General features: G+C 61.6%; 23 protein-coding genes and 1 tRNA gene. 8 read left to right on the top strand and 16 right to left on the bottom strand.

Annotated features, from left to right (window positions below):
• Window positions 1–115: 115 nt before the first annotated feature.
• The gene (locus tag GGD65_RS15515) at window positions 116–2,188 is read left to right on the top strand and encodes an acyltransferase family protein (RefSeq protein WP_246783292.1); all 2,073 of its coding nucleotides are present in this window, start codon (window positions 116–118) and stop codon (window positions 2,186–2,188) included.
• Window positions 2,185–2,433, top strand: coding sequence for a hypothetical protein (locus GGD65_RS15510; RefSeq protein ID WP_183235800.1), 249 nt, complete (start codon window positions 2,185–2,187; stop codon window positions 2,431–2,433). The genes GGD65_RS15515 and GGD65_RS15510 overlap by 4 nt, the downstream gene beginning before the upstream one ends.
• Window positions 2,434–2,447: 14 nt before the next feature.
• Here the strand turns inward: GGD65_RS15510 and GGD65_RS15505 are convergent, their stop codons facing one another.
• Together GGD65_RS15505 and GGD65_RS15500 are read right to left on the bottom strand one after the other, a co-directional pair.
• Window positions 2,448–2,900: a thermonuclease family protein gene (locus GGD65_RS15505; protein ID WP_312017706.1), complete on the bottom strand. Its 453-nt coding sequence runs from the start codon at window positions 2,898–2,900 to the stop codon at window positions 2,448–2,450.
• Between the two features lie 274 nt (window positions 2,901–3,174).
• The gene (locus GGD65_RS15500; protein ID WP_183235799.1) at window positions 3,175–3,420 is read right to left on the bottom strand and encodes a helix-turn-helix transcriptional regulator; all 246 of its coding nucleotides are present in this window, start codon (window positions 3,418–3,420) and stop codon (window positions 3,175–3,177) included.
• Between the two features lie 78 nt (window positions 3,421–3,498).
• Here GGD65_RS15500 and GGD65_RS15495 point away from each other — a divergent pair, with 78 nt between their 5' ends.
• The 4 genes from GGD65_RS15495 to GGD65_RS15480 all read left to right on the top strand — a co-directional run bounded on the left by GGD65_RS15495 (window position 3,499) and on the right by GGD65_RS15480 (window position 5,607).
• Window positions 3,499–3,852, top strand: a complete 354-nt coding sequence (locus tag GGD65_RS15495) for a hypothetical protein (protein WP_183235798.1) — start codon at window positions 3,499–3,501, stop codon at window positions 3,850–3,852.
• Between the two features lie 11 nt (window positions 3,853–3,863).
• Complete coding sequence (locus GGD65_RS15490) at window positions 3,864–4,472, top strand: hypothetical protein (RefSeq protein WP_183235797.1); 609 nt, start codon at window positions 3,864–3,866, stop codon at window positions 4,470–4,472.
• Window positions 4,473–4,713: 241 nt separating this feature from the next.
• Window positions 4,714–5,247: a hypothetical protein gene (locus GGD65_RS15485; RefSeq protein WP_183235796.1), complete on the top strand. Its 534-nt coding sequence runs from the start codon at window positions 4,714–4,716 to the stop codon at window positions 5,245–5,247.
• A 51-nt stretch (window positions 5,248–5,298) separates the two neighbouring features.
• A complete protein-coding gene (locus GGD65_RS15480) occupies window positions 5,299–5,607 on the top strand; it encodes a hypothetical protein (RefSeq protein WP_183235795.1) in 309 nt (102 codons plus the stop codon).
• 32 nt (window positions 5,608–5,639) lie between these two features.
• On the opposite strand, the gene GGD65_RS15475 is transcribed toward GGD65_RS15480, so the two are convergent.
• From GGD65_RS15475 to GGD65_RS15465, 3 genes are read right to left on the bottom strand one after another with little or no spacing between them, the layout of a single operon-like run.
• Complete coding sequence (locus tag GGD65_RS15475; protein WP_183235794.1) at window positions 5,640–6,554, bottom strand: trypsin-like peptidase domain-containing protein; 915 nt, start codon at window positions 6,552–6,554, stop codon at window positions 5,640–5,642.
• Window positions 6,554–6,808 (bottom strand): hypothetical protein, encoded by a 255-nt coding sequence (locus GGD65_RS15470; RefSeq protein WP_183235793.1) that lies wholly within the window; start codon window positions 6,806–6,808, stop codon window positions 6,554–6,556. Before GGD65_RS15470 ends, GGD65_RS15475 begins: the two co-directional genes overlap by 1 nt.
• A 49-nt stretch (window positions 6,809–6,857) precedes the next feature.
• Window positions 6,858–7,025 (bottom strand): hypothetical protein, encoded by a 168-nt coding sequence (locus GGD65_RS15465; RefSeq protein ID WP_183235792.1) that lies wholly within the window; start codon window positions 7,023–7,025, stop codon window positions 6,858–6,860.
• Between the two features lie 647 nt (window positions 7,026–7,672).
• Between GGD65_RS15465 and GGD65_RS15460 the strand changes: the two genes are divergently transcribed.
• Both GGD65_RS15460 and GGD65_RS15455 read left to right on the top strand, forming a co-directional pair.
• On the top strand, window positions 7,673–7,954 hold the full coding sequence (locus tag GGD65_RS15460; protein ID WP_183235791.1) for a hypothetical protein: 282 nt from the start codon (window positions 7,673–7,675) through the stop codon (window positions 7,952–7,954).
• A complete protein-coding gene (locus GGD65_RS15455) occupies window positions 7,902–9,326 on the top strand; it encodes a hypothetical protein (protein ID WP_183235790.1) in 1,425 nt (474 codons plus the stop codon). Before GGD65_RS15460 ends, GGD65_RS15455 begins: the two co-directional genes overlap by 53 nt.
• Before the next feature lie 15 nt (window positions 9,327–9,341).
• Here the strand turns inward: GGD65_RS15455 and GGD65_RS15450 are convergent, their stop codons facing one another.
• The 11 genes from GGD65_RS15450 to GGD65_RS15400 form a co-directional block, all read right to left on the bottom strand.
• Complete coding sequence (locus GGD65_RS15450) at window positions 9,342–9,617, bottom strand: DUF5334 family protein (protein WP_183235789.1); 276 nt, start codon at window positions 9,615–9,617, stop codon at window positions 9,342–9,344.
• An 82-nt stretch (window positions 9,618–9,699) separates the two neighbouring features.
• A tRNA-Arg gene (locus GGD65_RS15445) sits at window positions 9,700–9,776 on the bottom strand.
• Between the two features lie 61 nt (window positions 9,777–9,837).
• A complete protein-coding gene (locus GGD65_RS15440) occupies window positions 9,838–10,827 on the bottom strand; it encodes a diguanylate cyclase (RefSeq protein ID WP_246783291.1) in 990 nt (329 codons plus the stop codon).
• 125 nt (window positions 10,828–10,952) lie between these two features.
• Window positions 10,953–14,075, bottom strand: coding sequence for an EAL domain-containing protein (locus GGD65_RS15435; RefSeq protein ID WP_183235788.1), 3,123 nt, complete (start codon window positions 14,073–14,075; stop codon window positions 10,953–10,955).
• A 174-nt stretch (window positions 14,076–14,249) separates the two neighbouring features.
• On the bottom strand, window positions 14,250–15,335 hold the full coding sequence (locus tag GGD65_RS15430) for a branched-chain amino acid ABC transporter permease (RefSeq protein WP_183235787.1): 1,086 nt from the start codon (window positions 15,333–15,335) through the stop codon (window positions 14,250–14,252).
• The gene (locus tag GGD65_RS15425) at window positions 15,332–16,342 is read right to left on the bottom strand and encodes a branched-chain amino acid ABC transporter permease (RefSeq protein ID WP_018319497.1); all 1,011 of its coding nucleotides are present in this window, start codon (window positions 16,340–16,342) and stop codon (window positions 15,332–15,334) included. Before GGD65_RS15425 ends, GGD65_RS15430 begins: the two co-directional genes overlap by 4 nt.
• Window positions 16,339–17,061: an ABC transporter ATP-binding protein gene (locus GGD65_RS15420; RefSeq protein WP_018319498.1), complete on the bottom strand. Its 723-nt coding sequence runs from the start codon at window positions 17,059–17,061 to the stop codon at window positions 16,339–16,341. Before GGD65_RS15420 ends, GGD65_RS15425 begins: the two co-directional genes overlap by 4 nt.
• Window positions 17,058–17,834: an ABC transporter ATP-binding protein gene (locus GGD65_RS15415; protein ID WP_179732839.1), complete on the bottom strand. Its 777-nt coding sequence runs from the start codon at window positions 17,832–17,834 to the stop codon at window positions 17,058–17,060. The genes GGD65_RS15420 and GGD65_RS15415 overlap by 4 nt, the downstream gene beginning before the upstream one ends.
• 166 nt (window positions 17,835–18,000) lie before the next feature.
• Window positions 18,001–19,185, bottom strand: a complete 1,185-nt coding sequence (locus GGD65_RS15410) for a substrate-binding domain-containing protein (protein ID WP_026202193.1) — start codon at window positions 19,183–19,185, stop codon at window positions 18,001–18,003.
• Window positions 19,186–19,291: 106 nt separating this feature from the next.
• Complete coding sequence (locus tag GGD65_RS15405; RefSeq protein WP_183235786.1) at window positions 19,292–21,319, bottom strand: acyl CoA:acetate/3-ketoacid CoA transferase; 2,028 nt, start codon at window positions 21,317–21,319, stop codon at window positions 19,292–19,294.
• Between the two features lie 122 nt (window positions 21,320–21,441).
• Entirely contained in the window at window positions 21,442–22,752 is a 1,311-nt protein-coding gene (locus tag GGD65_RS15400; RefSeq protein WP_179732843.1) for an MFS transporter, read from the bottom strand.
• Window positions 22,753–22,772 lie beyond the last annotated feature (20 nt).

The following is a 22,772-nucleotide window of genomic DNA, read 5'->3' as shown; positions in this document are numbered from 1 at the left end:
TAGCCTTCGGAACGTGGCGGCAAGGTCCATACCGCAGGGCTTCTAGCACGAAAGTCGGGTCCCCCTCCACGATCCCCGGACTTCTACTGCTTGCTCAGGTTGCCGTTGAGTGGTTATGGTCGCCCCTACTTCAGGCTGTGGGGGCCTTATTTTGTTTATCTCTTTGAGTGGAGATCGACCCTGGCGAGGGTCGACGCTCGCTACTGCCGACTCTTCAAATTCAGTTGTCAGCCGGTCCTTCCGGTTAGACATCAACGCTCTGCGTGCGGCTTCTGTTTTAGCTGTTTTAGGTTACCATCTCCGTGTCCCAGGGTTCGCCGGCGGGTTTGTGGGTGTAGACGTCTTTTTCGTCATAACAGGTTACCTGATGACGAGAATCGTGGTCGCCGATCTGGTCGCCCAAAGGTTTTCTCTTGTCAGCTTCGGGATGATGCGGATTCGTAGGCTATTCCCGGCGCTGGGCATCGTTATCGCGTCGTCGATAGTAGCAGGTTGGTTTTTCACTCTGCCGGGCGAGTATCAGCGCCATCTTAGGCAGGCTTGTTTCGCTCTATTGTCGCTCTCAAACTTAGCGTTTGATGCCGATAGCGGCTACTTCGCGGCACCAGCTCAAACCAAGCCGCTATTGCACACATGGTCGCTTGGGGTTGAGTGGCAATTCTACATCTGGATGCCCCTGATCGCCGCCGCTGTATGGCGCAAGGCACTGACCTCTAAGCCGCGTATTGAGGTACTGATTGGAGCATTCTGCTCAGTCGCGCTCGCTTCCTTTGTGTGGTGCATTTGGCAAAGCCAAAGTGACCTGACAGGATCCGCCTTCTTCTCGTTGCGCGCGCGTGCTTGGGAGCCATTGGCGGGCGGCTTAATTGCGCTGATCGAGCTCCGAGTTCATGACGATGGAGGCAAGGCGCTGAGACTGCGAAAAGCCGCCGCAACATTGGGTTGGTTTATATTTGCGGGTTGCGTCACATATCCCATGCCCGAAAAGGCGTGGCCTGGTCTCCCCACGTTGTTGCCAATCGTTGGTGCCGTTTTAATCGTCGGCGCTCGCCAGCAGAACCTACTAGCGAGGTGGCCGAGCCTGGGCTTCTTTCAACGCATCGGCGATTGGTCGTATTCGATTTACCTTTGGCACTGGCCAATTTGGGTGTTCGCATTGACTTGGCTGTCGTTCCGCGGCTACTCGGTTACGTTCGCGGCCAAGATGCTGATAGCAACAGCCTCGATCAGCTTAGGTGCGGCTTCCTACGTACTTGTCGAACAGCCCACCCGGAGAAACCGGGACGTGTTGTCCGACCCGCGACTGATGGGGATCGCCACCGCTTCCTTCTGCTTGCTTCTTGCATTCACAGTGACCGCTTTCATCCGCCATGGCTTCCCGAGCAGGCTCCCCAGCTATCTTGGCGCGGCTGAGGAGGCGCGGCGGACCGATACACCGCGCGATGAATGCTTCAGAAATGCTAACTCGATCAAGCGAGTGGCCGAGCCTTACTGCGAGTTCGGCAGTCAAGCCCCTGAAGCCAAGAAGGCGATATTGTGGGGCGACTCTTTCGCAAACCAGTACCTTGCACCGATATCGTCGGCGGCCATCGCAACTGGCATGCATGGGTTGATTGCGACGCAAAGTGCATGCCGGCCCTTTATCGATGATGCACTAAAGCACTCGTCTGAGCAGGAGCCATGCCGCGCCTTCAACCGTGACACGCTGAACTTAGTTTTGAGCAGAGCCGACCTGAGCACCGTGATCCTTGGCGGCAACTGGGGCGGCCCAGATGAGATTGCCCCCCTGGTCCAAAAGCTGCTCTCCTCGGGAAAAACCGTCGTACTGATCCTGCCGCTGCTAAATATCGGCTTTGACGTGCCTCAACGCTGGATGGAAGAGCAGGCCCGGGCTGGAAAAGCGATACGCGAGTGGAAGGTAGAGGTGGATCCGCGGTTAACCCAAGAAACGCTAAGGTCCGAAATAGCGCAACGCCTTGCAGCTTACCAAGAAGACCCGCGCTTGCTCCTCGTGGATCCACAGCGCGCTGTTTGCAGCGGTGGTTATTGCTTTCTCGTACGGAACGGACAAGCCAACTTTAGAGACACCGCCCACATTTCAAACGTGAACGCAGCTCAATATCAGGGTCTCTTCGATACCGCTTTCAAAGCTGCGATGCGCCTCTCCGATCTAAGGGGCAGGTCATGATCTTTGCAGTTGTGCTGGCTGCATCCATCACTCAGACGGCCCCGCCGCCACGACTTAACCCGCAGATTTGCGCAAACGTACAACGATCCGGCCCAGGCTACATCGTCATGAGGGAAACTTGGGCACTGCCGTTCCTGAAGTTGACCGAAGGGCAGCGCATCCTACCAGGTCGATCGGATATGAACATCGCGGGCCATTTGCTGACCGGTCTGATCGAGAAGACCTGCGCAGCACCTGCCAGTTAGGCCTGACACTCCGATCAGCGGCGACCGTCCGAATCGTCGGAGCATGCAGCCGGTCTGCCACCGGCCTTGACGCAGGCGCGGTACTGCCAAGGCTCGACAAAGCTTCCTGCCCAGATCCCGCGGTTCGCCTTCTCGGCGCCGTGCTGGGCGTTCTCATACTTGCCCTTTGAGTACTGTGGCCAGTCTAGCGCATGACCATTAGCGACCAACCACTGTCCAATGTCCGGGCCCGGCGTCCCGAGCTGGCACGTTGCGACCGTCCGTCCGTACTGGTCTCTATCAACGGAAGTGCATTGGACGGGCCTCTTGATGGCCCATAGCAGTCCGGCTAGTGCCGTCGCGGCGGCGCGTCCGCACTGGTAGAGGTTGCTGTCGTCGTTCCTGCAAAGCTGGGCGCTCTCGGGAGCGTCGATCCCCCAAAGCCTGATGCGCCTGCCGTGGATCTCGATCGTATCGCCATCGATCACGCTGGCCTGCCCGACTATGTCGTCAGCACGGGCTGTAAGAGCGGGCAGAACGGAAATTGCCAGGGCCAGCCCGAAAATTCGATTTATTTCGATTTTTAAGATGATTGTTCACCCTTCAAAAATAGGGAAATTGTGAATTTTGGGGCAAAATAATTCCCTCTTTTATGGGGTGTGTAAGTTCGCCGGATTTTCCAGTCCCAGTAAATGCCCTTTTGTCGCTCGGAAGTAGGAAGGCTGGGGCCCCAAAAGGGGTGGGGTACTTCTGAATAAAAAATCAGCGCTTCCGCTTCTTCATCCTGACGCCCGCACCGCCGCCATTCTCGGGGATGAACTCGACGCCGGCCTTCTCTAGCGCACCGCGGACCGCGTCTCGAACATCTTCTGAAACAGCAGGGCCGTCGTCGCTCTCCCGCTCCAGGCGCTTGATGGTCGGTAGCGAGCGCCCGGCGGCCTCTGCAAGGTCGGTCTGAGACCAACCTAACAACCCCCGCGCGGCTCTTATCTGTTCGATCGAAATCATCTCGATTCCTGCTTGACACTTTTTGGATCAGCGCTATGATCCATTTTGTATCAAGACAGAAGCCCGAGGGCAACCCCAATGAGCAAGAACACCTTCCCGGTGAACGGCGGAGCTATGCCTGCCCCCTTCCTCACCAATCAGCAGAGCGGGCAGCTCAACCGCGCCCCGGCCTTCGTTCGCCGTGAGGCTTCGGTCAACGCCAAGCCGCGCTCCTCGGCCAACGCGTTCCGCTCCAAGCTCATGATCGAGGCCCACGCCCGCGCCAAGGCAGACTACGCCGACGAACTTGCCTGCCGCGGTCGCGCCCACCACGTCAACCGTCCCTACAGCTATTACCTCGGCCTCCAGATGCGCAGCGGCTTCGCTGAGGCCCGCGTCGCGCGCACTGGCATGGCGCCGGCTTTCGAACTCCCCGCTCAGCGTTGGGCATGAGGAGAGCGCACATGCTGGCCCCGTCCAACAAAAGCAGCACTTTCGTCAAAGTCCCGGCCCGCCACCTTCTGCGCGGTGACGTGACCGGCTCTGGAGAAGTCGTGCTTAGCGTTAGCGCTGGCGCAAAGACGCCCCGCGGAATGGTCGATGTCCTCTTGCAGAAGGGCGAGCGCAAGCGCGCTGCCATCTGGAACGCGCGGACAATCATCGGCGTGCGCCGTGGCGATCAGGCTCCAGTCGAAGTCGCGGCGCCCGAGGCGGAAATTCCGCTCTCGGATCGGTTGCCCACGTTTCATGAACTCGCCTCGTTTGACGCCGCCAAGGCATGGGACCGCATGTCACCTGAACAGCAGCGCGAAATTGGTGTGCTCGCTCTTCGCTTCGGTACGATTGGCCAGTGCGAGGGCTATTTCCATGAGACCATTGAAGGCGTCCGCAACGGCTTCTCCTCAAGCCATTGGGCGCCCCGAGTTCAGGCAACGGCGGTTTGGCCGCGCCTGCACATCGATCTGATCGAAAGCGCAGCACAGGCGGCATTTGAAGCTCTCTGCGAGCACTTCGATCCTCTGTGGCCCCAGTTGTTCGGCTGGCAAGCACGGAAGGAGGTGAAGCAACCGTAGGCTTCCCGACTGTCACAGACCGAGCACGGGCGGTGCTCGGCTGACCCATCAATCCCGCAATTCGAGAAACAGCATGAGCAACGCGGTAGCTAAGGGCGCCACAGGCGCCGGACTATTTTCAACATCTTCCCGGAAGCAGGAAAGCGGGCCAAGCGCATGCCAGGTCGGACAAGCCAGGCCAGAACTAACTGCCTGCTCAAACATTCCTGAGCCCGGGGCACAGCTCAGCAGGAGGTCAGTCATGAACATGTTAGTTAGCGCCGCCGTTGTCGGCACAGCAATCCCGGAGGCGGCTGTCAGTGCTGCGGGGCCGGATCCGATCCTCGCTGCGATTGAGACCCATAGGCAAGTTTACGAGCATCTCGCCAAGGAAGTTAGTCGCCACTCTGCGCTAGAGAGAGAAATCCCACTGGAGAAGCGGCAGTCGGAGGTGAATCCTTGGGAGGAAGAGTTCATCGTCGAGAGCGATGATCCCCGCTGGATCGCAAGCGAACGCGCGCTATTTGCGGCCTTCAATTCAGAGACCGATGCAGCATGCACACTATGCGATACCCGCCCTACCACCCGGCAAGGGCTCCTCGCACTCCTCAATTATGCGCTTACACACGACAAGGACGGGCACAGCTGGCCCAGTGCATTGGAAAGCGGCGACACCCGAAATATCACCAGGAGCTGGCACCACTTCCTGATCGAAAACGTCACGGTTTCTCTGACGATGGGGCTCGATGAGCCTTCTACAAGCGGATCACGGGTCCAAGCGGGCGGCCCCAGCTGACCTCAAGCCGAACAATCAATTGCCAGGAATCAAATGAACGGGAGTGCGACCATGAACATGATGCTAAAGAGCGCAGATTTGGCCGGCTCGACGCCGATAGTCGAGGATCGACGCCGGCCGATCAGCCCGCTCGATCTCGAAAACGACCTCTCAGAAATCGCGCAGATGGCGCGCATTGCGTCCTTGACGGTATTCGAAGTGGTCGGAGAAACGGAATTTAACCGCAGCGGGGAGGACGGCCAAGTGTTCGAGGTCATCCAACACGACCTAACGCCGGATGGCGTTACGCGGGCTCTGTTCGCCGTTGATCACGTAGTTGATATGATCAGGGCTCTCCAAAAAAAGCTCGATCTCGCCTGACGATGGTTCGAGAGGACAAAAGGCCCGCCGGTTCACACTGGCGGACCGCTCTCTGGTGATCCCTTAAGAGGCGAGAAAAGCTTTATGGATTGACTTGGAACCCATTCCCTTGAGCCTCGTGCCGGAGACTGCAAGCATTCATCGATCAGGTGGCGATGCCAGACAAGGCCAATACTGGCGTTGTTATCGCCGTCGAAGAGACGACCGGAATAGATGCCCATAAATTCCGAGGTGAGAATATTGTCGGTCCGGATCGTCAAATCAGCCAGCGGAGCGGGGCCGAAGATTCGAGCAAACACGGGCGAGCCAGACATCCCCTTGGAGGTTCTACTATCGATCAAGAATGCCGGCCTCATGTTCCATGGGACAATAATTTCACTGGCAATGCTTCCACGCTTCCAGATCGGAAACGGCACGGGATAAGCATTAGTGCTCTCGGGCAAGGCGTGGCCAAGCACAAACACATCGCTACCAGCAAAATGCAGATACTTGTCGTAGTTCATATCATTTACGCAGAACACCCGGCTTTGATCTGCAAGATTGCCAAGTTCCAGAGCGACAAGATCAACGTTCCATTCGAACGCCATCGGATGCTGAATCCAAAATGGGTTGTGAAAGTCCTCGTAGAGCGGGACCTCCACCATCGGTACTAGCCCCGTGCGCATAGAGGGGTCTGAGGGGATTGACGGATTATTTGCAATCTGGCGCTCGAAGTAACTCAGCTCAATTTGCTCAGGTACCCAGCCGTTGCCGATTGGCTTGCCATCCATCATGTTGATGCCGGTTACGACGTGCCAGTTCGTAATCAGAAAAACTCTGTTGCCCAGGCGCCAAAAGAAGCCCGTCGCCTGTCGCGGTTCGTTGCCAACGCCTTTCAGCTTGAGAAAGCATGCGGATAGCGACAGCGAATCAAAGCGGGTCGCATAGTCGGGGAGGCTTAATTGCATCACTCTCTCGTCAGAAGTCTCACGTATGTTCCGCTCTCGTGAAGCTCGATCCAGCCTTGATCGACTGCGCACTTGATGCCGGCGCCGAACTCCGACCCGGTGGCTTTGCAGCCGCTCTTCGACAGGAACGGCGCGTTGATCTTCTCGATATGGATGCGGCCATCCTGAACCGCCTCGATGCTCTTGGCGAGTTCGATCAGTTTGCGCGCCGCGGCCTCCGGATCGGAGTAAGGACGGTCGATTGCCAGTTTCATGGATCGGCTCCTCAGCCGCGGAACGAGTCGCTGAGCTATAGGCGATTCTTCATCCAATGCTAGACGATCGGGCATGAAGCTTGGTCCGGTCTCCGGTCAGCTGCTCCACATAATCGTCGATCGCGTCGACCAGCTGGCGGCTCGGTCCAAGCGTCCTCTCCCGGATGAGGTAGCGACGGAGGCGGTCCAGCTCGTTCAGTTCGGCCTCGATGGCCATGCCGCGGGCCTCAGCGTCACGCTGGCGCTTCCACTCTTCGTGCCAGGCCCTCGCGGCCGCTCTGTTCTCAGCCTTGGTCATCGGGCAGGATAAGGGCGAGTCGGGCTCGAGAGCCAGCCGCTGGCACTTGGGGGCCTCGCCAACTAGATCGCAACTGATAGGTCAATATCGACGAAGGACCGTGGCGTATTTTACTTCTTCGCCCCTGTCTTAGGAATCTCGATCGTCCGGTATGCCGCCGCTAAGCAAGAGAGGAGCACGGGTACTGGCGCGATGCGGAGCCGAGCCACTGGCCACAACGAAAGGTTAAGACCGGTTAAGATCCTGCTCTGGGAGCCGCAAACTGGGCCATTCCGACGGTAATGCCCAAAAATATTTTCTGCCGCCAGAACGCATAGAGATGGCCGCTGAGAGGCGCTCGGTTCTGGGTGGGCTTGATCGAGTCACTCCCGTTTTAACGAACATGCGAGTCCGGGAACCGGCTTGGAAGGGCAAATAGCGGGCTTCCGTCGAAGAGGTGCTCGGTCGATCGACCGGCCGGGCTGGGCAAACGCGGCTATTTGACATGTGACCACGACTGGCACATTTTGATTCGTAGTTCGTTGTTCCGGTTGAATTTTTTTCGCCTCAACCTCGGGAACGCTCCCATGCTGGTTCTTAATTATCTCGGGTTGGCCGTTGGCCTTTCTGTGGCAGCGATGCTGCTCTCCATTGCTTACAAACTGTTTCGCCTGGATCGCTTCGAAGCGAAGAAGGGCTCCTCGCGCGTCAGGGGCGTGTCCGATGCCGTCATGGGGCGAGCTCGGACCCGTGACGATTGGTTGCCCGACGGACGCATCAAGGGCGGCATGATCTATAATCGTAGAGAAAATCGACTTGAAGTCTGCGGAAGACTCTCCGACGAAGCCTTCGATCGCATCTTCCGCTGAAGGCTCCTCATCAAGCTTCGTTCTGCGCCCATACGTCGGCTGGATCCCGACGGTCAATGGACGATTGTCGTTTCGGCATGTCGGAGATACGCGCCGGCCGACGGAGTCGATCTTCGCCAACGTCGATACCGGCCAGGAAAGAATAATCGTCGCATATCAAAGAAGACCGCTAAGCGACATTCTGTTCCCTCGTCTCATACATTGGGCGCGGGACATCAGCGGGGACTTTTGGTTCACGCTGACGGCGAAGTCGAACAACAGTCCACTGTTGGCCGACCAGATCAGTGGAAAGATCCACGTTTTCAAGAGCCGAGAAGATTGGCGTGCTCGTGCTGACAAACAGCTGCGCAAGCTGATCGGCGAACTCTGGCAACTTCGTTTTGAAAGCCAGATCAATGTTCCGGCTCAAGCAAACCTGGCATTCGAACGTGCCAGGCAGGTGGTTGAGGATGGCGCCGACATTGAGATCGACTTTGATCTCCAACGGAATGGCGAGGTCTATTTCAGTCAACCAAGATTCAAAGAAGAGGCGCTGCAGCGAGCATCGGAGCAGTTCGCTGAGCATGATGGGCACAACATTCGGAAGTGGGTAGCAGATCAGTGCTATTTTTTCCTTCGGGATGCTGCGCACGCTCACCAGCATCACGAACCGTCTTCCGACACGATCCTTATCTTACAGGACCGCAAAAGCGACGACGTTCAATGGCGAAAGAACGTCATTTATTCACTGCACTATGCAATCATACGCTTCAAGCGAGACCCCGACGCAAGATCCTCTCTAAGAGCAATGGGGATCTTGGCCTATTGCAAGAGCTTTGCGGATTGCTGCAAAGCCAAACTCAAGGAGGACTATCGCGATTTCCCTGACTTCAATGAAGACGCCTTACTTCTAAGCCTTCAGGCGAAAGCTAATGAAATCGCGGTAGCCGAACAGATCGTCGCCAATCGGCAGAACGCGTCTACAAGCAAGGCGGTCGCATCGAGGACCGTCGTGTTGGCATTCGTCGCTATAGTGGTGGCCACTATTGCGATTCTGATCCAACCGCGCATTTCGAGCGAGGACAAAGAGCACTTTCCGCTGCTCTATCAGGTGAGCACCTTTGCAGCAGAAAACTTCTTCAACTTCATAGGAGCATCGGCGCTCATAATCGTGCTCACTTGGTTCACTACTGCCTTCAACATGGCCATGGATAATCGCCGTCTAGGGCGTTCTCTCCTGGAGGCAACCTACGTCCGGAAAAGGAGCGCTATAGCCCTGCTCTTCGTGAGTGGCCTGCTTGTGATCGGGGGGACGATATGGCTCTTCAAGCCAGCAGTGCTCAGTATGCTGGAACCTATCGCAGACTTCCTTAGGCTGTTCGCATCTGCCTAGGCCGCCGGTCAGTTCTCACTCGTCGTCCATCTCAAGCGTAGTGCTCTCGCCAGTTGAGGTGTCCGTCGCCTCAATCTCGACCGTTCGGCCGAAGCGTCGGATGCTGTCGACGTCATACTCTTTGTATCCTTGGGTGCTGTCGTACACCTCTATTGTTCGACCCGATCGAACAAGCTGACCGCGCTCAATTTCAACGTTTGAGCCGGTCGTGGTGTTGGTGCCGTCCCACGCGAATGCTTCAGTGAAAGTAGTCGACGCGATTACAACCGCGAGCAAAATGCTTCGGCGCATCTAAAGTATCCCTGCTGCTTACCCGGTGCTTACCCAGCCGGAGAGGAAGAAGATCTGAAATCAACTAAGTGTTTGATTTTACTGGCGCACCCGACACGATTCGAACGTGTGACCTTTGCCTTCGGAGGGCAACGCTCTATCCAGCTGAGCTACGGGTGCAGTGCTCGCTCATTTAGCCGATTGGCGCGGGGCGGGCAACCGGTTCTCGCCACATTGCGCTTTAAGCGGTTTTGCGCTGGAAAGGGGCCGGAACCGCTGCGGCTTCCCGGCCGAGGCTTGCGAATTCGGCAAGCACCCTTTCGGCGCAGATGACGCGGTTGCGGCCGAGGCGTTTGGCCACATAGAGCGCCTCGTCGGCCGCGCCCAGCAGCCGGTCGGGCCCGCCGTCGGCGCCGCCGGGAATGTGGCTGGCGACCCCGACGCTGAGGGTGACGTGGTCGCCGGCGCCGATGGCGCCATGGGCGATCCGCAAGGCGATGACGGCGCAGCGGATCTCGTCGGCGATGACGCAGGCGGTATCGCAATCCATGTCCGGCAGGATCAGCGCGAACTCCTCGCCGCCATAACGGCTGGCGAGATCGAGCGGGCGCACGGCATGCCGGCTGACCACCGAAGCGACCGCGCGCAGGCATTCGTCGCCGATCTGGTGGCCGTGGTGGTCGTTGAACAGCTTGAAATGATCGACGTCGACGAACAGCAGCGCAAGCGGCTTCTGCGTGCGCTGGGCGCGGGCCCATTCGGTCATCAGCATCTGGTCGAACGAGCGGCGGTTCGACAGGCCGGTCAACCCGTCCTTGGTGGCGAGCTCCTTCAGCGCCATCTCGGCGCGCTTCTGGTCGGTGAGGTCGCGCAGCGTCTCCACCACGGCGATCAGATGGCCGGCCTCGTCGTGGATCGGGCCGGCGTCGATGGCGAGATAGAGCTGGCTGCCGAGCTTCGGCATCGTGCACCAGTTTTCCGCGGAAAAGCCGAGCCCGTTATGGCCGCGCGCGGCGTATTCCGAATAGAACTCCGGAAGCCGCTCGGGCCGGTCGAGCGCGACGAGATCGGCAAGGCAGGGGCGTCTCGTCTCGTAGAAGGCCTGCCAGTGCTTGTTGGTGCCGATCACCTCGGATGCGGCGAGGCCGGTCAACCGCTCGCAGGCCCTGTTCCAGATCACGACGCGGCGCTTGGGATCGATCACGAAGGTCGGCACCACCAGATGCTGCATCAGCCGCACGGCATAGGAATCCGCGACGTCGACCGTCTTGGCCGAAATCTTCGCCGAAGGCTTGCGCGAAGACTTGCGCGAAGACTTGGCCGACGTCTTGCTCGGCGACTTCATAGATTTCGTCATCAGGCCACCGCCGCCACCGGCAAGGCTCCGGGCAAGCCATTGCCCGAGCCGAACAGTTTCCGCACCTCGCTGGCCGGCTTCGGCGGGCTGAACAGATAGCCCTGCATCTGCGTGCAGCCGAGCGCGCGCAGCATCTCGCGCTGCGCCTCGGTCTCGACGCCCTCGGCGACCGTGGTCATGCTGCTGGCGGCCGCGATGTTCACCACCGCCTGCACGATCACGGGCGCACCGCTCGTCTCCGCGATGTCGGCGACGAAGCAGCGATCGATCTTGATCTTGTCGAACGGGAAGCGCTTGAGATAGCTGAGCGAGGAGTAGCCGGTGCCGAAATCGTCGAGCGCGATGCGTACGCCGATCGAGCGGAGCTGGTGCAGGATCGAGAGCGCAGCTTCGTCGTCGCGGATCAGCACGGCCTCGGTGATCTCGAGCTCGAGCCGGCGCGGGTCCAGCCCGGAGGCGGCGAGCGCGCCCGCGATCCGCAGCGCCAGCGTGTCGCATTTGAGCTGCACCGGCGACACGTTGACGGCGACGCGGATATGCGTCGGCCAGGTCGCGGCCTCGTTGCATGCCATGCGCAGCACCCAGTCGCCGAGCTCGTTGATCAGGCCGGTGTCCTCGGCGACGGGAATGAACTCGGCCGGCGAGACCATGCCGCGTTCGGGATGGCGCCAGCGCAGCAATGCCTCGCAGCCCGCCACGTCGTTGGTGCGCAGGTCGACCAGCGGCTGATAGTGAATCTCGAAGCCACCGTTCACCAGGGCCTGCCGCAGATCCTGCTCCATGCTCAGGCGCGCCTTGGCGCAGGCATCCATCTCCGGCTCGAAGAAGCGGTGGGTGCGGCGCCCCTCGGCCTTGGCGCCGTACATCGCGAGATCGGCGTTCTTGATGAGCTGGTCGAGATCGGTGCCGTCCTGCGGCGCCAGCGCGATTCCGATGCTCGCGTCGGTGGAGAGCTGATGGCCGAGACAGTGATAGGGCTGTCGGATCGCCTCGTAGATCCGCGTCACGAAGGCCAGCACGTCGGCAGGGGACTGGATGCCGGTCTGGATCACGGCGAACTCGTCGCCGCCGAGCCGCGCGATCAAATCGTCCTGCTTGAGGCAGCCGCGGAGGCGGCCTGCGATCGCCTTCAACAGCTCGTCGCCGACGTGGTGGCCGAGCGAATCGTTGATGCCCTTGAATTCGTCGACGTCAATGTAGAGCAGCGCGAACTGCGCGCCATCGGCGACCTTCGCCAGCTCGCGTTCGATCTGTTCGCGGAACAGGGTGCGATTCGGCAGGTCGGTCAGCGCATCGTAATGCGCCATATGCGCGATCTTCTCGTGGGCGCGCCGCCGCTCGGTGACGTCCTCGACGACATTGATGATGTAGCGCGGCTCGCCGGACTTGTCGCGGATGCCGATCCGGGTCGAGGTGATATAGCGCCGTCCGGTGGCCGGGGTATTCCAGATGTGCTCATCCAGGAACAGGCCATTCGGCGATTGCAGCAGCTTGTCGTCGTCCCGGGTGATGATCTCGGCGTCTTCCGTCGGGTAAAGGTCGAACGCGCTCTTGCCGACGATCGTCTCCGGCGTTTCGCCGAGCTGTTGCTCGGCCACCTGGTTGGCCAGGAGGTAGCGCCGCGTTCGGGCATCCTTCACGGTGATCCGCGAAGGAATATGGTCGATGATCTCGCGCAGGAAGGTGTGGTTGCGATCGCGCTCCTGTTCCAGATGGCGGCGATCGGTGATGTCTTCGATCGTCGCGACCCAGCCGCCCTGGGCGAGCGGGGTGTTGATGACCTGGAAGGCGCGGCCATTGGCCAGTTGATGAATTCGCGTGGAGACCGTGCCTTCGGCGACGACCCTCATGACGTCAGCGCAAAATTCCTCGACGTCGCCGTCAAACGCGCCGCACTCCTGACGATGATACATCGCCTCGCGGATGTGACAGCCGGGTTTGATGACGTCGTGGGAGAGGCCGAACATGTCGGCGTAGCGTCGGTTGCAGGTGACGATGGTGCCGCTCGCGTCGTAGAGGATCAGCCCCTGCGTCATGTTGTTCAAGGCGGTGTCGAGCCGCAGCCGCTCCGCTTCCAGCCGTTCCTGCGCTTCGCGGTTCTGCCGGTTGATCAGGCGGATGATCAGATAGAGGATCAGCGCGATCACGGCAGCCGAAAGCGCGGCGGTCGTGACCATGAAGCCGGTCTGCTGCCGCCAGTCCGCCAGGGCCGCGACTGTCGTGTTGGTGGCGACGATGACCAGCGGAAAATGCGTCAGCGACGCCGCTGAGCCGAGCCGCTCCTCGCCGTCGAGCGGGCTCTTGACGCGGAGCGTCTGCTGACCGCCCTTGGTCAGCACCTTCCGCATCAGCGGTGCATCCTTGAAGCTCCGTCCGATCAGCTCCTCATGATGCGGATAACGCGCCAGCATCTTGCCTTCGCGGTCGAACAGCGAGATGGCCGTGCCCTCGGCAAGCGCGACCGATGCGAAATAATGCTGGTAGCTGTCCGGATCGATCCGGCGGACCATCGCGCCGAGGAAGGTGCCGTCCGCGCCGTTCAAGCGGCGCGCCACGATCGTGGTCCATTTGTTGATGATGAAGCTGCGGACTGATTCCAGCAGCACCGGTTCGGACTGCGGATTGGTCTTGAATGTCTGAAAGTAGGCCCGCGACGAAACGTTGATCTTGGGCAGGGGCTGGGCCCGCGACCAGTTGATCAGCTCGCCGTCGGCATCGTAGATCGCGATATCGCCGAGGTAAGACACGGAGCTGATCTTGCTGCGCAGCATCTGGTTCGCCGCAGCCCCGGACATGCGCTCGCGGAACATCGTCGGCGAGGTGATCTCCGTCAGGCTCATTTGACCGATCAGATCGGCAGCGACGACGTCGGAGTCCTCGAATTGCTGATCAAAATGCCGGGCGATCAGCTGGACCGTGTTTTCCAGCTCGCGCTCGCGGTTGGCCAGTGTGCGCTCGCGAAATTCACCGACGGCCACGGCCGTCACACCGAAGATGCCCGCGACCAGCAACACGCCGCACAGGGTCAGCCACAGGACAGGACCACGTCGTGCCAAGGCCTCCCAGCCGTTCCTTGCGGCTAGAGACATTCCGGCTGCCACCGTGGAAAAGACCTGGCGCATTCCCCCTCCCTGGAGGAACACGAATACACCGCACAAATGGCCTAAACCTTAGGAAAGCCAGTTACCTAAGCATTAATCCAGTTGCGCCATCGCGTCCGTATCCATCAGAGCGGGAATCGCGTCGCGGTTGTGCGGCGGGTGCAGCAACCGCCGCACTGCATCATTAATCGCGCCTTAATGCGAACTGCCGGCGCTCTTGTCGCCAGCGGGATTACGCAGCCGTCCGACCACGCCGGTCGGGAAGAAGTAGACGCTGGCGATGAACAGCAGGCCGAGCCACAGCAGCCAGCGATCGGGATGCAGCAGCCCCGGCAGCAGCGGCAAGCCGGCCTCCGACGCCGCCGTGGAGGCGACGCCCATCAGCGACTGCAAATAGTTCTGGGCGAGGATGAAGATGGTGGCGCCGATGATCGCGCCGTAGATCGTGCCCATGCCGCCGATCACGACCATCAGCAGGATGTCCAGCATGATCGAGAAGCTGAGCGAGGTGTCGGGACCGGCATAGCGCAGCCACAGCGCATTCAGGATGCCGGCACTGGCGGCGACCAGCGCGGCGATGCAGTTGGCATAGGTCAGGTGGAACACCGTGCGGAAGCCGAGTGCCTCGGCGCGAAAGCGATTCTCGCGGATTGCCTGCAGCACGCGCCCGAACGGCGAGTTCACGACGCGCAGCAGTGCGAGGATCATCAGGGCCGAGATGGCGAACACCAGGTAGTAGGTCAGGATCCGACCGTTGACCTCGAAGCCGACCAGGCTCTTTGGGATCAGCACCGTGCCGGGGCGGAGCAACTGGGGCAGCTGGAAGCTGCGCCCGTCCTCGCCGCCGGTCAGCCAGGACAGCTGCGAAGCCAGCACCTGGAAGGCGGAGGCGACCGCGAGCGTGATCATGGCAAAGAAGATCGCGGCGACCCGCAGCGAAAACAGCCCGATGGCGAGCGCGAGCAGGGCCGCGAGCGGTAGGCCGACGACGATGCCGGTGGCGACCGCCGCCCAATTCGGGCCCATCCCGTACAGCGCGATGGCGATCGCGTAGCTGCCGATGCCGTAGAACATGGTGTGGGCGAACGACACCGAGCCGGTATAGCCGAGCAGGAGGTCGTAGGAGGCGACCAGCGCGGCGAAGACGCAGATCTTGGCGGCGACGTTCAATGCCTTGGCACCCGGAAACAGGAACGGCGTCGCCGCCAGCGCCAGGATGATGACGACCAGAACGAGGGTGAGAATCCGGCTACGCGGCGGATCGCCTGACAGGATCATCATCGGCTGGTCACCGCATAAAGGCCGCGCGGCCGCCACATCAGAATGGCGACCATCAGCAGGATGTTGGAGACGAGGGCGAGTTTCGGCACCAGGAAGCCGCCGTAATTGGCAACCATGGCCACGAGGATCGCACCGATGAAGCAGCCGCCGATCGACCCCAGGCCGCCGATGATGACCACGATGAAGATCAAGACGGTGAGGTCGTCGCTCATGGAGGCATGGACCTGCTCGCGATAGAGCGCCCACATCACGCCGCCGAGGCCGGCCAGCGCCGATCCCGTCATGAAAACGCCGAGGAACAGCCGGCGGATGCGATAGCCGAGCGCTTCCACCATCTCGCGGTTCTCCACGCCGGCGCGGATCAGGAGCCCGAGCTTGGTGCGGTTGAGCACGAGCTGGATCGCGATGAAGACGGCAAGGCCGATCAGCATCGCCAGCACGCGGTATTTGGCGATCGCGACGTCGCCGAGGATGAAGGAGCCGCGCAGCGACGCCGGCAGCGGCATCGGGATGATCTGCGGCCCCCACAGCGCATAGAGGGTCTGCTCGGCTACGATCAGGCCGCCTGTGGTCATCAGGATCTGCTTCAGGTGCTGGCCGTAGACCGGCAGGATCAGCACGCGCTCGACGACGAGGCCGAGCGCGCCCGACACCGCCATCGAGAGCAGCGCGGCCGGCGCCAGCACAGCGAGGTTCATCCAGAGCGAATCCGCCTGAATGGACGCTGCGAATGGCGCCAACACCAGGGTCGCGACATAGGCGCCGACGGCGATGAAGGCGCCGTGGCCGAAATTGAGCACGTCCATCAGGCCGAACACCAGCGTCAGGCCCGAGGCCATGATGAAGATCATCATGCCCATGGCAAGGCTCGCCGCGGTCAGCGTCAGCCAGGTGCTGGGCGAGCCGATCAGCGGGATGGTCACGAGGGCGAGCGCGACCGGCAGCAGGATCGGCGCGATGTCGCGCTTCGGCTTCGGCAGCGGATCGGTTGCGGCAAGGTCAGTCACTGATGCGCCTCCAGGCTCAAGCCGAGCAGCCGCTCCTGTAGCGGCACGTCGGCGGCGAGCGCCGCCATCTCGCCGCGATGGACGATGGTGCCGTTGTCCATCACGAGCACGTTGTCGCCGAGCTCGCTGGCGGCAAAGAAATTCTGCTCGACCAGGAGAATGGTTGCGCCCTTGCGCTTGATCTCCTTCAGGCACTCGATCAACGCCATCACGATCGCCGGCGCCAGCCCCTTGGTCGGCTCGTCGATCAGCAAGAGCTTGCGCGGCTCGATGATGGCGCGCGCGATCGAGAGCATCTGTTTCTGCCCGCCCGAGAGGCTTCCCGCCCGCGACAGCCAGAACCGCCGCAGCGCCGGGAAGAAACCAAAAATCCAGTCGAGCTGCTTGTCGTCCAGCGGCCCGTCGCGCGCCGCCAGCACCAGGTTTTCCTTCACGGTGAGATCGGAGAACACCGCCATGCTCTCCGGAACGTATCCGACACCGAGCCTTGCGATGTCGGGCGTGGCACGGCTCTCGATACGATCGCCGGAGAGGCTGATCTCGCCCGATGAAGCTTGCCACAGCCCCATGATGGTGCGCAGCGTCGTGGTCTTGCCGGCGCCGTTGCGGCCGAGCAGCATCGTGGTCTGCCCCTGCGGGACGGCGAGGTCGATGCCCTGGAGGATGTGGTAGCGGCCGATATGGGTGTGGACGCCGGAGAGCCTTAAAAGATCGGTCATGCCGCGCTCCCTGCAGCTGTCTTGGGCGCGACACCGAGATAGGCTTCCTGCACGATCGGCGAGGCGATCACTTCGGCAGGCGGGCCGTCGGCGACGAGTTGCCCGTTATGCAGCACGATGATGCGGTCGGCGAGCGAGCGCACCACGTCCATCTTGTGCTCGACGAGAAGGATGATCTTGCTCCTGTCCTGCTTGAGCTGCGCGATCAGGTTGAGGACGACCGGGACCTCGTCGATGCTCATGCCGGCGGTCGGCTCGTCGAACATGAAGACTTTTGGCTCCAGCGCGATCATCAGCGCGACCTCGAGCTTGCGCTGGTCGCCATGCGACAGCGCGGTCGCGGCGACGCCGCGGCGGCTGCCGAGCGCGACCTGGTCGAGGATGGCGTCGGCGCGGGCGATCAGGTCGCGGCGCACCATCCAGGGCCGCAGCATGTCGTAATGGGTGCCGTTCGCCGCCTGCACTGCGAGGCGGACGTTCTCTTCCACGGTGAGGTTTGGAAAGAGGTTGGTGAGCTGGAAGGCGCGCCCGAGGCCGGCGCGGGTCCGCATCGGCGCGGAGTGCTGGGTGATGTCGGTGCCGTCGAACAGGATGCTGCCGTTCGAGGCGCGTAGCTGGCCCGAGATCAGATTGAAATAGGTGGTCTTGCCGGCGCCGTTCGGCCCGACGATCGCGGTGAGCTCGCCCGGACGGAACGTGCAGGTCACGTTGTTGACCGCAACATGGCCGCCGAAGCGGATGGTGAGGTCGCGAGTTTCGAGGGTGAGCGTCATTGTTTGGCAAATGATGAGATGAGGAAGTATCCGCGATCACAGTGGGCTCCCTCCCCCGCTTGCGGGGGAGGGGTGGGGAGAGGGTATTTCCGCACGCGAGAACCCCCAAGGGGAGAGAGCCCTCTCCCGGCCTCCCCCGCAAGCGGGGGAGGTGAAGTAAGAAACGTCAGCGCTTGTTCTTGACCGGAACGTCCATGTCCTCGATCTTCAGCTCGCGCACCGGCTCGAGCACGGCCCAGGCGACGTTCGGATCGACCTTGACCTTGAAGGCGTACATGCTCTGCAGCGCCTGATGGTCTTCCTTCCGGAACACCATCTTGCCCTTCGGCGTGTCGAACTCCAGGCCTTCCATCGCCGTGATCAGCTTCTCGCTGTCGGTCGACTTCGCCTTGGTGACGGCGGCGACGACGGACATCGCGGCGGCAAAGCCGCCCGCAGTGAAGAAGTCCGGCGGCGCGTTGAAGCGCTTCTGGTGCTCGGCGACGAGCCAGTCGTTCACAGGGTTCTTCGGGATCTCGTAGAAATAATAGGTCGCGCCTTCCATGCCGGGCAGGCCCTTATAGGCGGCGAGCGCCGGCAGGATGTTGCCGCCGGTGGAGAGCTCGATGCCGTAGCGCTTCGGGTCCATGTCCTGCAGCTTGGCCAGCGGATTGCCGGCGCCGGCCCAGATCACCCAGATGACCTTGCGGCCCGGCTTGTCCTTGAGTGCGTCGAACAGGCGCTGGCCGACTGCGGTGAAGTCGGTGGTCGAGGTCGGGGCATATTCTTCGGCAGCGAGCGTCGCGCCGGTCTTGGCGAGTGCCTCCTTGAAGGCGGCGACGCCATCGCGGCCGAACGCATAGTCCTGTGCCAGCGTTGCGACGGTGACGCCCTGCTTGCCGATCGCGACCGCATTGGAGATCGCGTCCTGTGAGGAGTTGCGCGCGGTGCGGAAGATGTAGCGATTCCACTTCTCGCCGGTAATCTGGTCCGCGACGGCGGGCTCGACGATCAGGATCTTCTTGTTCTCCTCGGCGACCGGGAGAATGGCGAGCGCCGCAGCCGACGAGGTCGTGCCGATCGCGATGTCGGCCTTGTCGTCCTGATAGGCTTCGGCGAGCGCGGCCTTCGAGAGATCCGGCTTGCCCTGGTCGTCCTTGGTGATGATGACGATCTTGCGGCCATCGAGGGTCATCGTGCCCTTGGTGGCGTATTCGAAGCCCATCTTCAGGCCGGTCTCGGTCTGCTTGGCGTAGGCCTCGAGCGGACCGGTCTTGCCGTAGATCAGCGCGACTTTGAGATCGTCGGCCTGCACGGAGGTGCCCGCAGCGAGTCCGAGAATGGTTGTTGTTATGATGAGTGATCGACGCACGATGGTCCCTCCTGATTTAACGTTTCTCGGCAACAGCGATTTGCATAACACTACGAACATTGCAATTGAACCTTCCGGCCGAGCGCGTCGGCCTTTCGAGCATGCATCATTTTTGGGCTGGCCGCGCATCGCCGGCTCCCTCGGCCTGACGCCGATCCGACTGCGCCTCATCAGCGCTTTCGAAAATGTGCGGCGCGACGCCGCGCTTCTCCAGGGCTTCGCCGAGCTTGATGCGCAGGAAGCCCGACGTGGTGTAGCGCGACACGCCGGAATAGAAGCGATCGACGAGGCTGCGCACCATCGCCGAATAATCGTCCATCAACTCCGGCAGGATGGAAAAATTGTCATAATTGACGATGGCGTAGACCCGGCGGCCAAGCGGAGCGAGCCTGGCTTCGACGATACCAGCGATGGTGTCGATCTCGGCCTTGCTGCGTAGCGGATAGCGCTCGAGATTGACGAAGAACAGGTTCTGCTGCTCGTCCAGCGTGAAGCGCTGGTCGAGTGGGATGGTGAGCAGGCGCTCGCGCAAATCCATCAGACCTTCGCGGAAGATGCGATCGTCCATCAGCGCCGGGTCGCGCGGGATCAGCGGCTTGAAGTCCATCAGGCGCAGAATGTCGCGCTCGATGTCGATGCCGGGCGCGACTTCGGTAAGCTCGAGCCCGTCGGGCCTGAGCTCGAACACGCAGCGCTCGGTGACATACAGCGTGCGCTGCTTGCGCGCGGCGGCGAACGGGCCGCTGAAGGTGACGTGCTCGACGCTCTCCACGAATTTGCGCGACTTGGCCTCGTCGAGAATGACGAGCTTGCCGTCCTTCACCGCGATGCGCTGCTTGCCCGCGCCGAAGGTGCCGACGAAAATGACCTCCTTGGCGTTCTGGCTGATGTTGATGAAGCCGCCGGCACCCGCAAGCTTCGGCCCGAACTTGCTGACATTGAGGTTGCCGGCGCGATCGACCTGGGCGAGCCCGAGGAAGGCGGCGTCCAAGCCGCCGCCGTCGTAGAAGTCGAACTGATAAGGCTGGTCGATCACCGCCTGGGTGTTGATCGCCGCGCCGAAATCGATACCACTCGCGGGGATGCCGCCGATCACGCCCGGTTCGGCCGTCAGCGTGATGAGGTCGATGATCCGCTCCTCGTTGGCGACGGAGGCAATCCCCTCGGGCATGCCGATGCCGAGATTGACGACGCTGTTGGCCTTCAGCTCCAGGGCGGCGCGACGGGCGATGATCTTGCGCTCGCTGACCGGCATCACCGGCAGCGAGGCGGCGCGGACGCGGATCTCGCTGGAGAAGGCCGGATTGTATTGCGTGCCGAAGGTCTGCCAGTGATTCTCGGGCCTCGCCACCACGACGCAGTCGACGAGGATGCCGGGAATCTTGACCTGGCGTGGATTGAGGCTGCCGGCCTCGGCAACGCGTTCGACCTGGGCAATGACGATGCCGCCGGAATTATGCGCCGCCATCGCGATGGCGAGCGCTTCCAGCGTCAGCGCCTCCTTCTCCATGGTGAGGTTGCCGTCGGGATCGCCCGTGGTGGCGCGGATGATCCCGACGTTGATCGGGAACGTCTTGTAGAGCAGGCATTCCTCGCCGCCGATCTTGATCAGTTCCACAAGCTCTTCGGTGGTGCGCGCATTCAGCTTGCCGCCGCCCTGCCGCGGATCGACGAAGGTGCCCATGCCGACGCGGGTGATGTGGCCGGGCCGGTGCGCCGCGATGTCGCGAAACAGATGCGTGATCACGCCCTGCGGCAGATTATAGGCCTCGATCTGGCTCGCGATCGCAAGCTGCTGCAATTTCGGCGCAAGGCCCCAATGTCCGCCGATCACGCGGCGGACCAGGCCTTCATGCGCGAAATGGTTGAGGCCGCGATTCTTGCCGTCGCCCTGGCCCGCCGCGTAGACCAGCGTCAGATTGCGCGGCTTGCCCTGCGTATAGGGGGCATCGCCCTCGTGGGAGAGATAGAGCTCCTCCAGCGCGACCGCGATCTCCTCGGCAAAGCCGATGCCGACGAAGCCGCCGGTCGCGACCGTGTCGCCGTCACGGATCAGCATGACGGCTTCCGCCGCGGTGACGACCTTGCCCTTCTCGGAATTGCGCAAATAGGGCAAGGCAGGATGCTGGCTCATGGCATTCCCTCCCATGTCTGTTGCGGACCGCATGCCGGCTCTTCTCGTTTGCCTCTATTCGTATCGCGTGGAGCGGCTGGCGACCAGCCGCTCCGGCGTCGCGGGGGCCGCACTCAGCCCGTTCAGGGCTGGGCGACCTTGCGTGTTTCGGTGGCGAAATAGACCGAGACGATGGTGATCAGCGCCAGCGCGATCATGTAGAGCGAGATCGGCCAGGTCGCCGGCGCGTAGGCCGTCATCAGTCCCGTCGCGATCAGCGGCGACAGCGCGCCGGCGAAGATCGAGGCGAGGTTGTAGCCGAGCGAGACGCCGCTGTAGCGCACCTTGGTACCGAACAGCTCCGACAGGAAGCTCGCCTGCGGGCCGTACATCGCGGCATGACCGATGGCGAGGCCGAGCACGATCGCGATCCAGGCATATTGCGGGTTCCTGGTCGCCAGCAGCGTGAACAGCGGGAACGACATCAGCGCCGAGAACACCGCGCCGAAAATGTAGATCGGTCGCCGCCCGAGCCGGTCGGAGAGCGCACCGAAGGCCGGGATGGTGAAGGTCTCGATCGCGGCGCCGATCAGCACGCCATTGAGCATGTCCTGCTTGTTCATGCCGAGCGATTGCGTGGCATAGGCGAGCACGAAGGTCGCGTAGATGTAGAAGAAGCCGTTTTCGGCGAAGCGCGCGCCCATCGCGAGCAGGATGTTCTTGGGATACATCCTGATCGCCTCCAGGATCGGCATTTTCACTTCCTGCTTGGTATCCTTGACCTTCTGGAACTCCGGGGATTCGGCGATGGTGAAGCGGATCCACAGGCCGACCAGCACCAGCGCGATCGAGAACAGGAACGGGATGCGCCAGCCCCAGGCCAGCAGCTGCGCATCGGTCAGCATCGCCGATACCACCGAGAAGACCAGCGTGCCGAGCACGAGGCCGAGCGGTGCGCCGAGCTGCGGCCAGCTGCCGTAAAAGCCCTTCTTGTCCGCGGGCGCATGCTCGACCGCCATCAGCACCGCACCGCCCCATTCGCCGCCAAGGCCAAAGCCCTGGATCAGGCGGCAGGTGACGAGCAGGACCGCGGCCCAGATGCCCGCGGTCTCGTAGGTCGGCAGGAATCCGATCGCCGCGGTCGCCACGCCCATGATCAGCAGCGTCAGATACAGCATGGTCTTGCGGCCGATCTTGTCGCCGTAATGCCCGAACACGACGCCGCCGAGCGGGCGTGCGACGAAGCCGAGCGCGTAGGTCGCGAACGCCAGCAGTGTTCCCATCATGGGGTCGAAGGTCGGAAAGAATAGCTTGTTGAAGATCAGCGCCGCGGCGGTGCCGTAGAGGAAGAAGTCGTACCACTCGATGGCGGTGCCGATCAGGCTCGCCGTGGCAACTGTGACATGCGAGGGCTGCTTCGCCTGAAGCTGATGGACCGAGATCGCTTCACTCATCCTTGCGTCCTCCCTGATTT

It is taken from the genome of Bradyrhizobium sp. CIR18, assembly GCF_014198295.1.
Lineage (GTDB): Bacteria > Pseudomonadota > Alphaproteobacteria > Rhizobiales > Xanthobacteraceae > Bradyrhizobium.
The sequence above is the reverse complement of the archived record's forward strand: the minus strand, read 5'-3'. Positions and strand labels throughout refer to the sequence as shown.

Coding starts and splice junctions, on each gene's coding strand:
- GGD65_RS15420 (WP_018319498.1), bottom strand. CDS start 17,061: ATGACCGATCTTTTAAGGCTCTCCGGCGTCCACACCCATATCGGCCGC.
- GGD65_RS15450 (WP_183235789.1), bottom strand. CDS start 9,617: ATGCGCCGAAGCATTTTGCTCGCGGTTGTAATCGCGTCGACTACTTTC.
- GGD65_RS15470 (WP_183235793.1), bottom strand. CDS start 6,808: ATGAAACTGGCAATCGACCGTCCTTACTCCGATCCGGAGGCCGCGGCG.
- GGD65_RS15460 (WP_183235791.1), top strand. CDS start 7,673: ATGCTGGTTCTTAATTATCTCGGGTTGGCCGTTGGCCTTTCTGTGGCA.
- GGD65_RS15480 (WP_183235795.1), top strand. CDS start 5,299: ATGAACATGATGCTAAAGAGCGCAGATTTGGCCGGCTCGACGCCGATA.
- GGD65_RS15490 (WP_183235797.1), top strand. CDS start 3,864: ATGCTGGCCCCGTCCAACAAAAGCAGCACTTTCGTCAAAGTCCCGGCC.
- GGD65_RS15430 (WP_183235787.1), bottom strand. CDS start 15,335: ATGATGATCCTGTCAGGCGATCCGCCGCGTAGCCGGATTCTCACCCTC.
- GGD65_RS15415 (WP_179732839.1), bottom strand. CDS start 17,834: ATGACGCTCACCCTCGAAACTCGCGACCTCACCATCCGCTTCGGCGGC.
- GGD65_RS15405 (WP_183235786.1), bottom strand. CDS start 21,319: ATGAGCCAGCATCCTGCCTTGCCCTATTTGCGCAATTCCGAGAAGGGC.
- GGD65_RS15440 (WP_246783291.1), bottom strand. CDS start 10,827: ATGCAGCATCTGGTGGTGCCGACCTTCGTGATCGATCCCAAGCGCCGC.
- GGD65_RS15400 (WP_179732843.1), bottom strand. CDS start 22,752: ATGAGTGAAGCGATCTCGGTCCATCAGCTTCAGGCGAAGCAGCCCTCG.
- GGD65_RS15485 (WP_183235796.1), top strand. CDS start 4,714: ATGAACATGTTAGTTAGCGCCGCCGTTGTCGGCACAGCAATCCCGGAG.
- GGD65_RS15495 (WP_183235798.1), top strand. CDS start 3,499: ATGAGCAAGAACACCTTCCCGGTGAACGGCGGAGCTATGCCTGCCCCC.
- GGD65_RS15515 (WP_246783292.1), top strand. CDS start 116: ATGGTCGCCCCTACTTCAGGCTGTGGGGGCCTTATTTTGTTTATCTCT.
- GGD65_RS15510 (WP_183235800.1), top strand. CDS start 2,185: ATGATCTTTGCAGTTGTGCTGGCTGCATCCATCACTCAGACGGCCCCG.
- GGD65_RS15465 (WP_183235792.1), bottom strand. CDS start 7,025: ATGGCCATCGAGGCCGAACTGAACGAGCTGGACCGCCTCCGTCGCTAC.
- GGD65_RS15500 (WP_183235799.1), bottom strand. CDS start 3,420: ATGATTTCGATCGAACAGATAAGAGCCGCGCGGGGGTTGTTAGGTTGG.
- GGD65_RS15475 (WP_183235794.1), bottom strand. CDS start 6,554: ATGCAATTAAGCCTCCCCGACTATGCGACCCGCTTTGATTCGCTGTCG.
- GGD65_RS15435 (WP_183235788.1), bottom strand. CDS start 14,075: ATGCGCCAGGTCTTTTCCACGGTGGCAGCCGGAATGTCTCTAGCCGCA.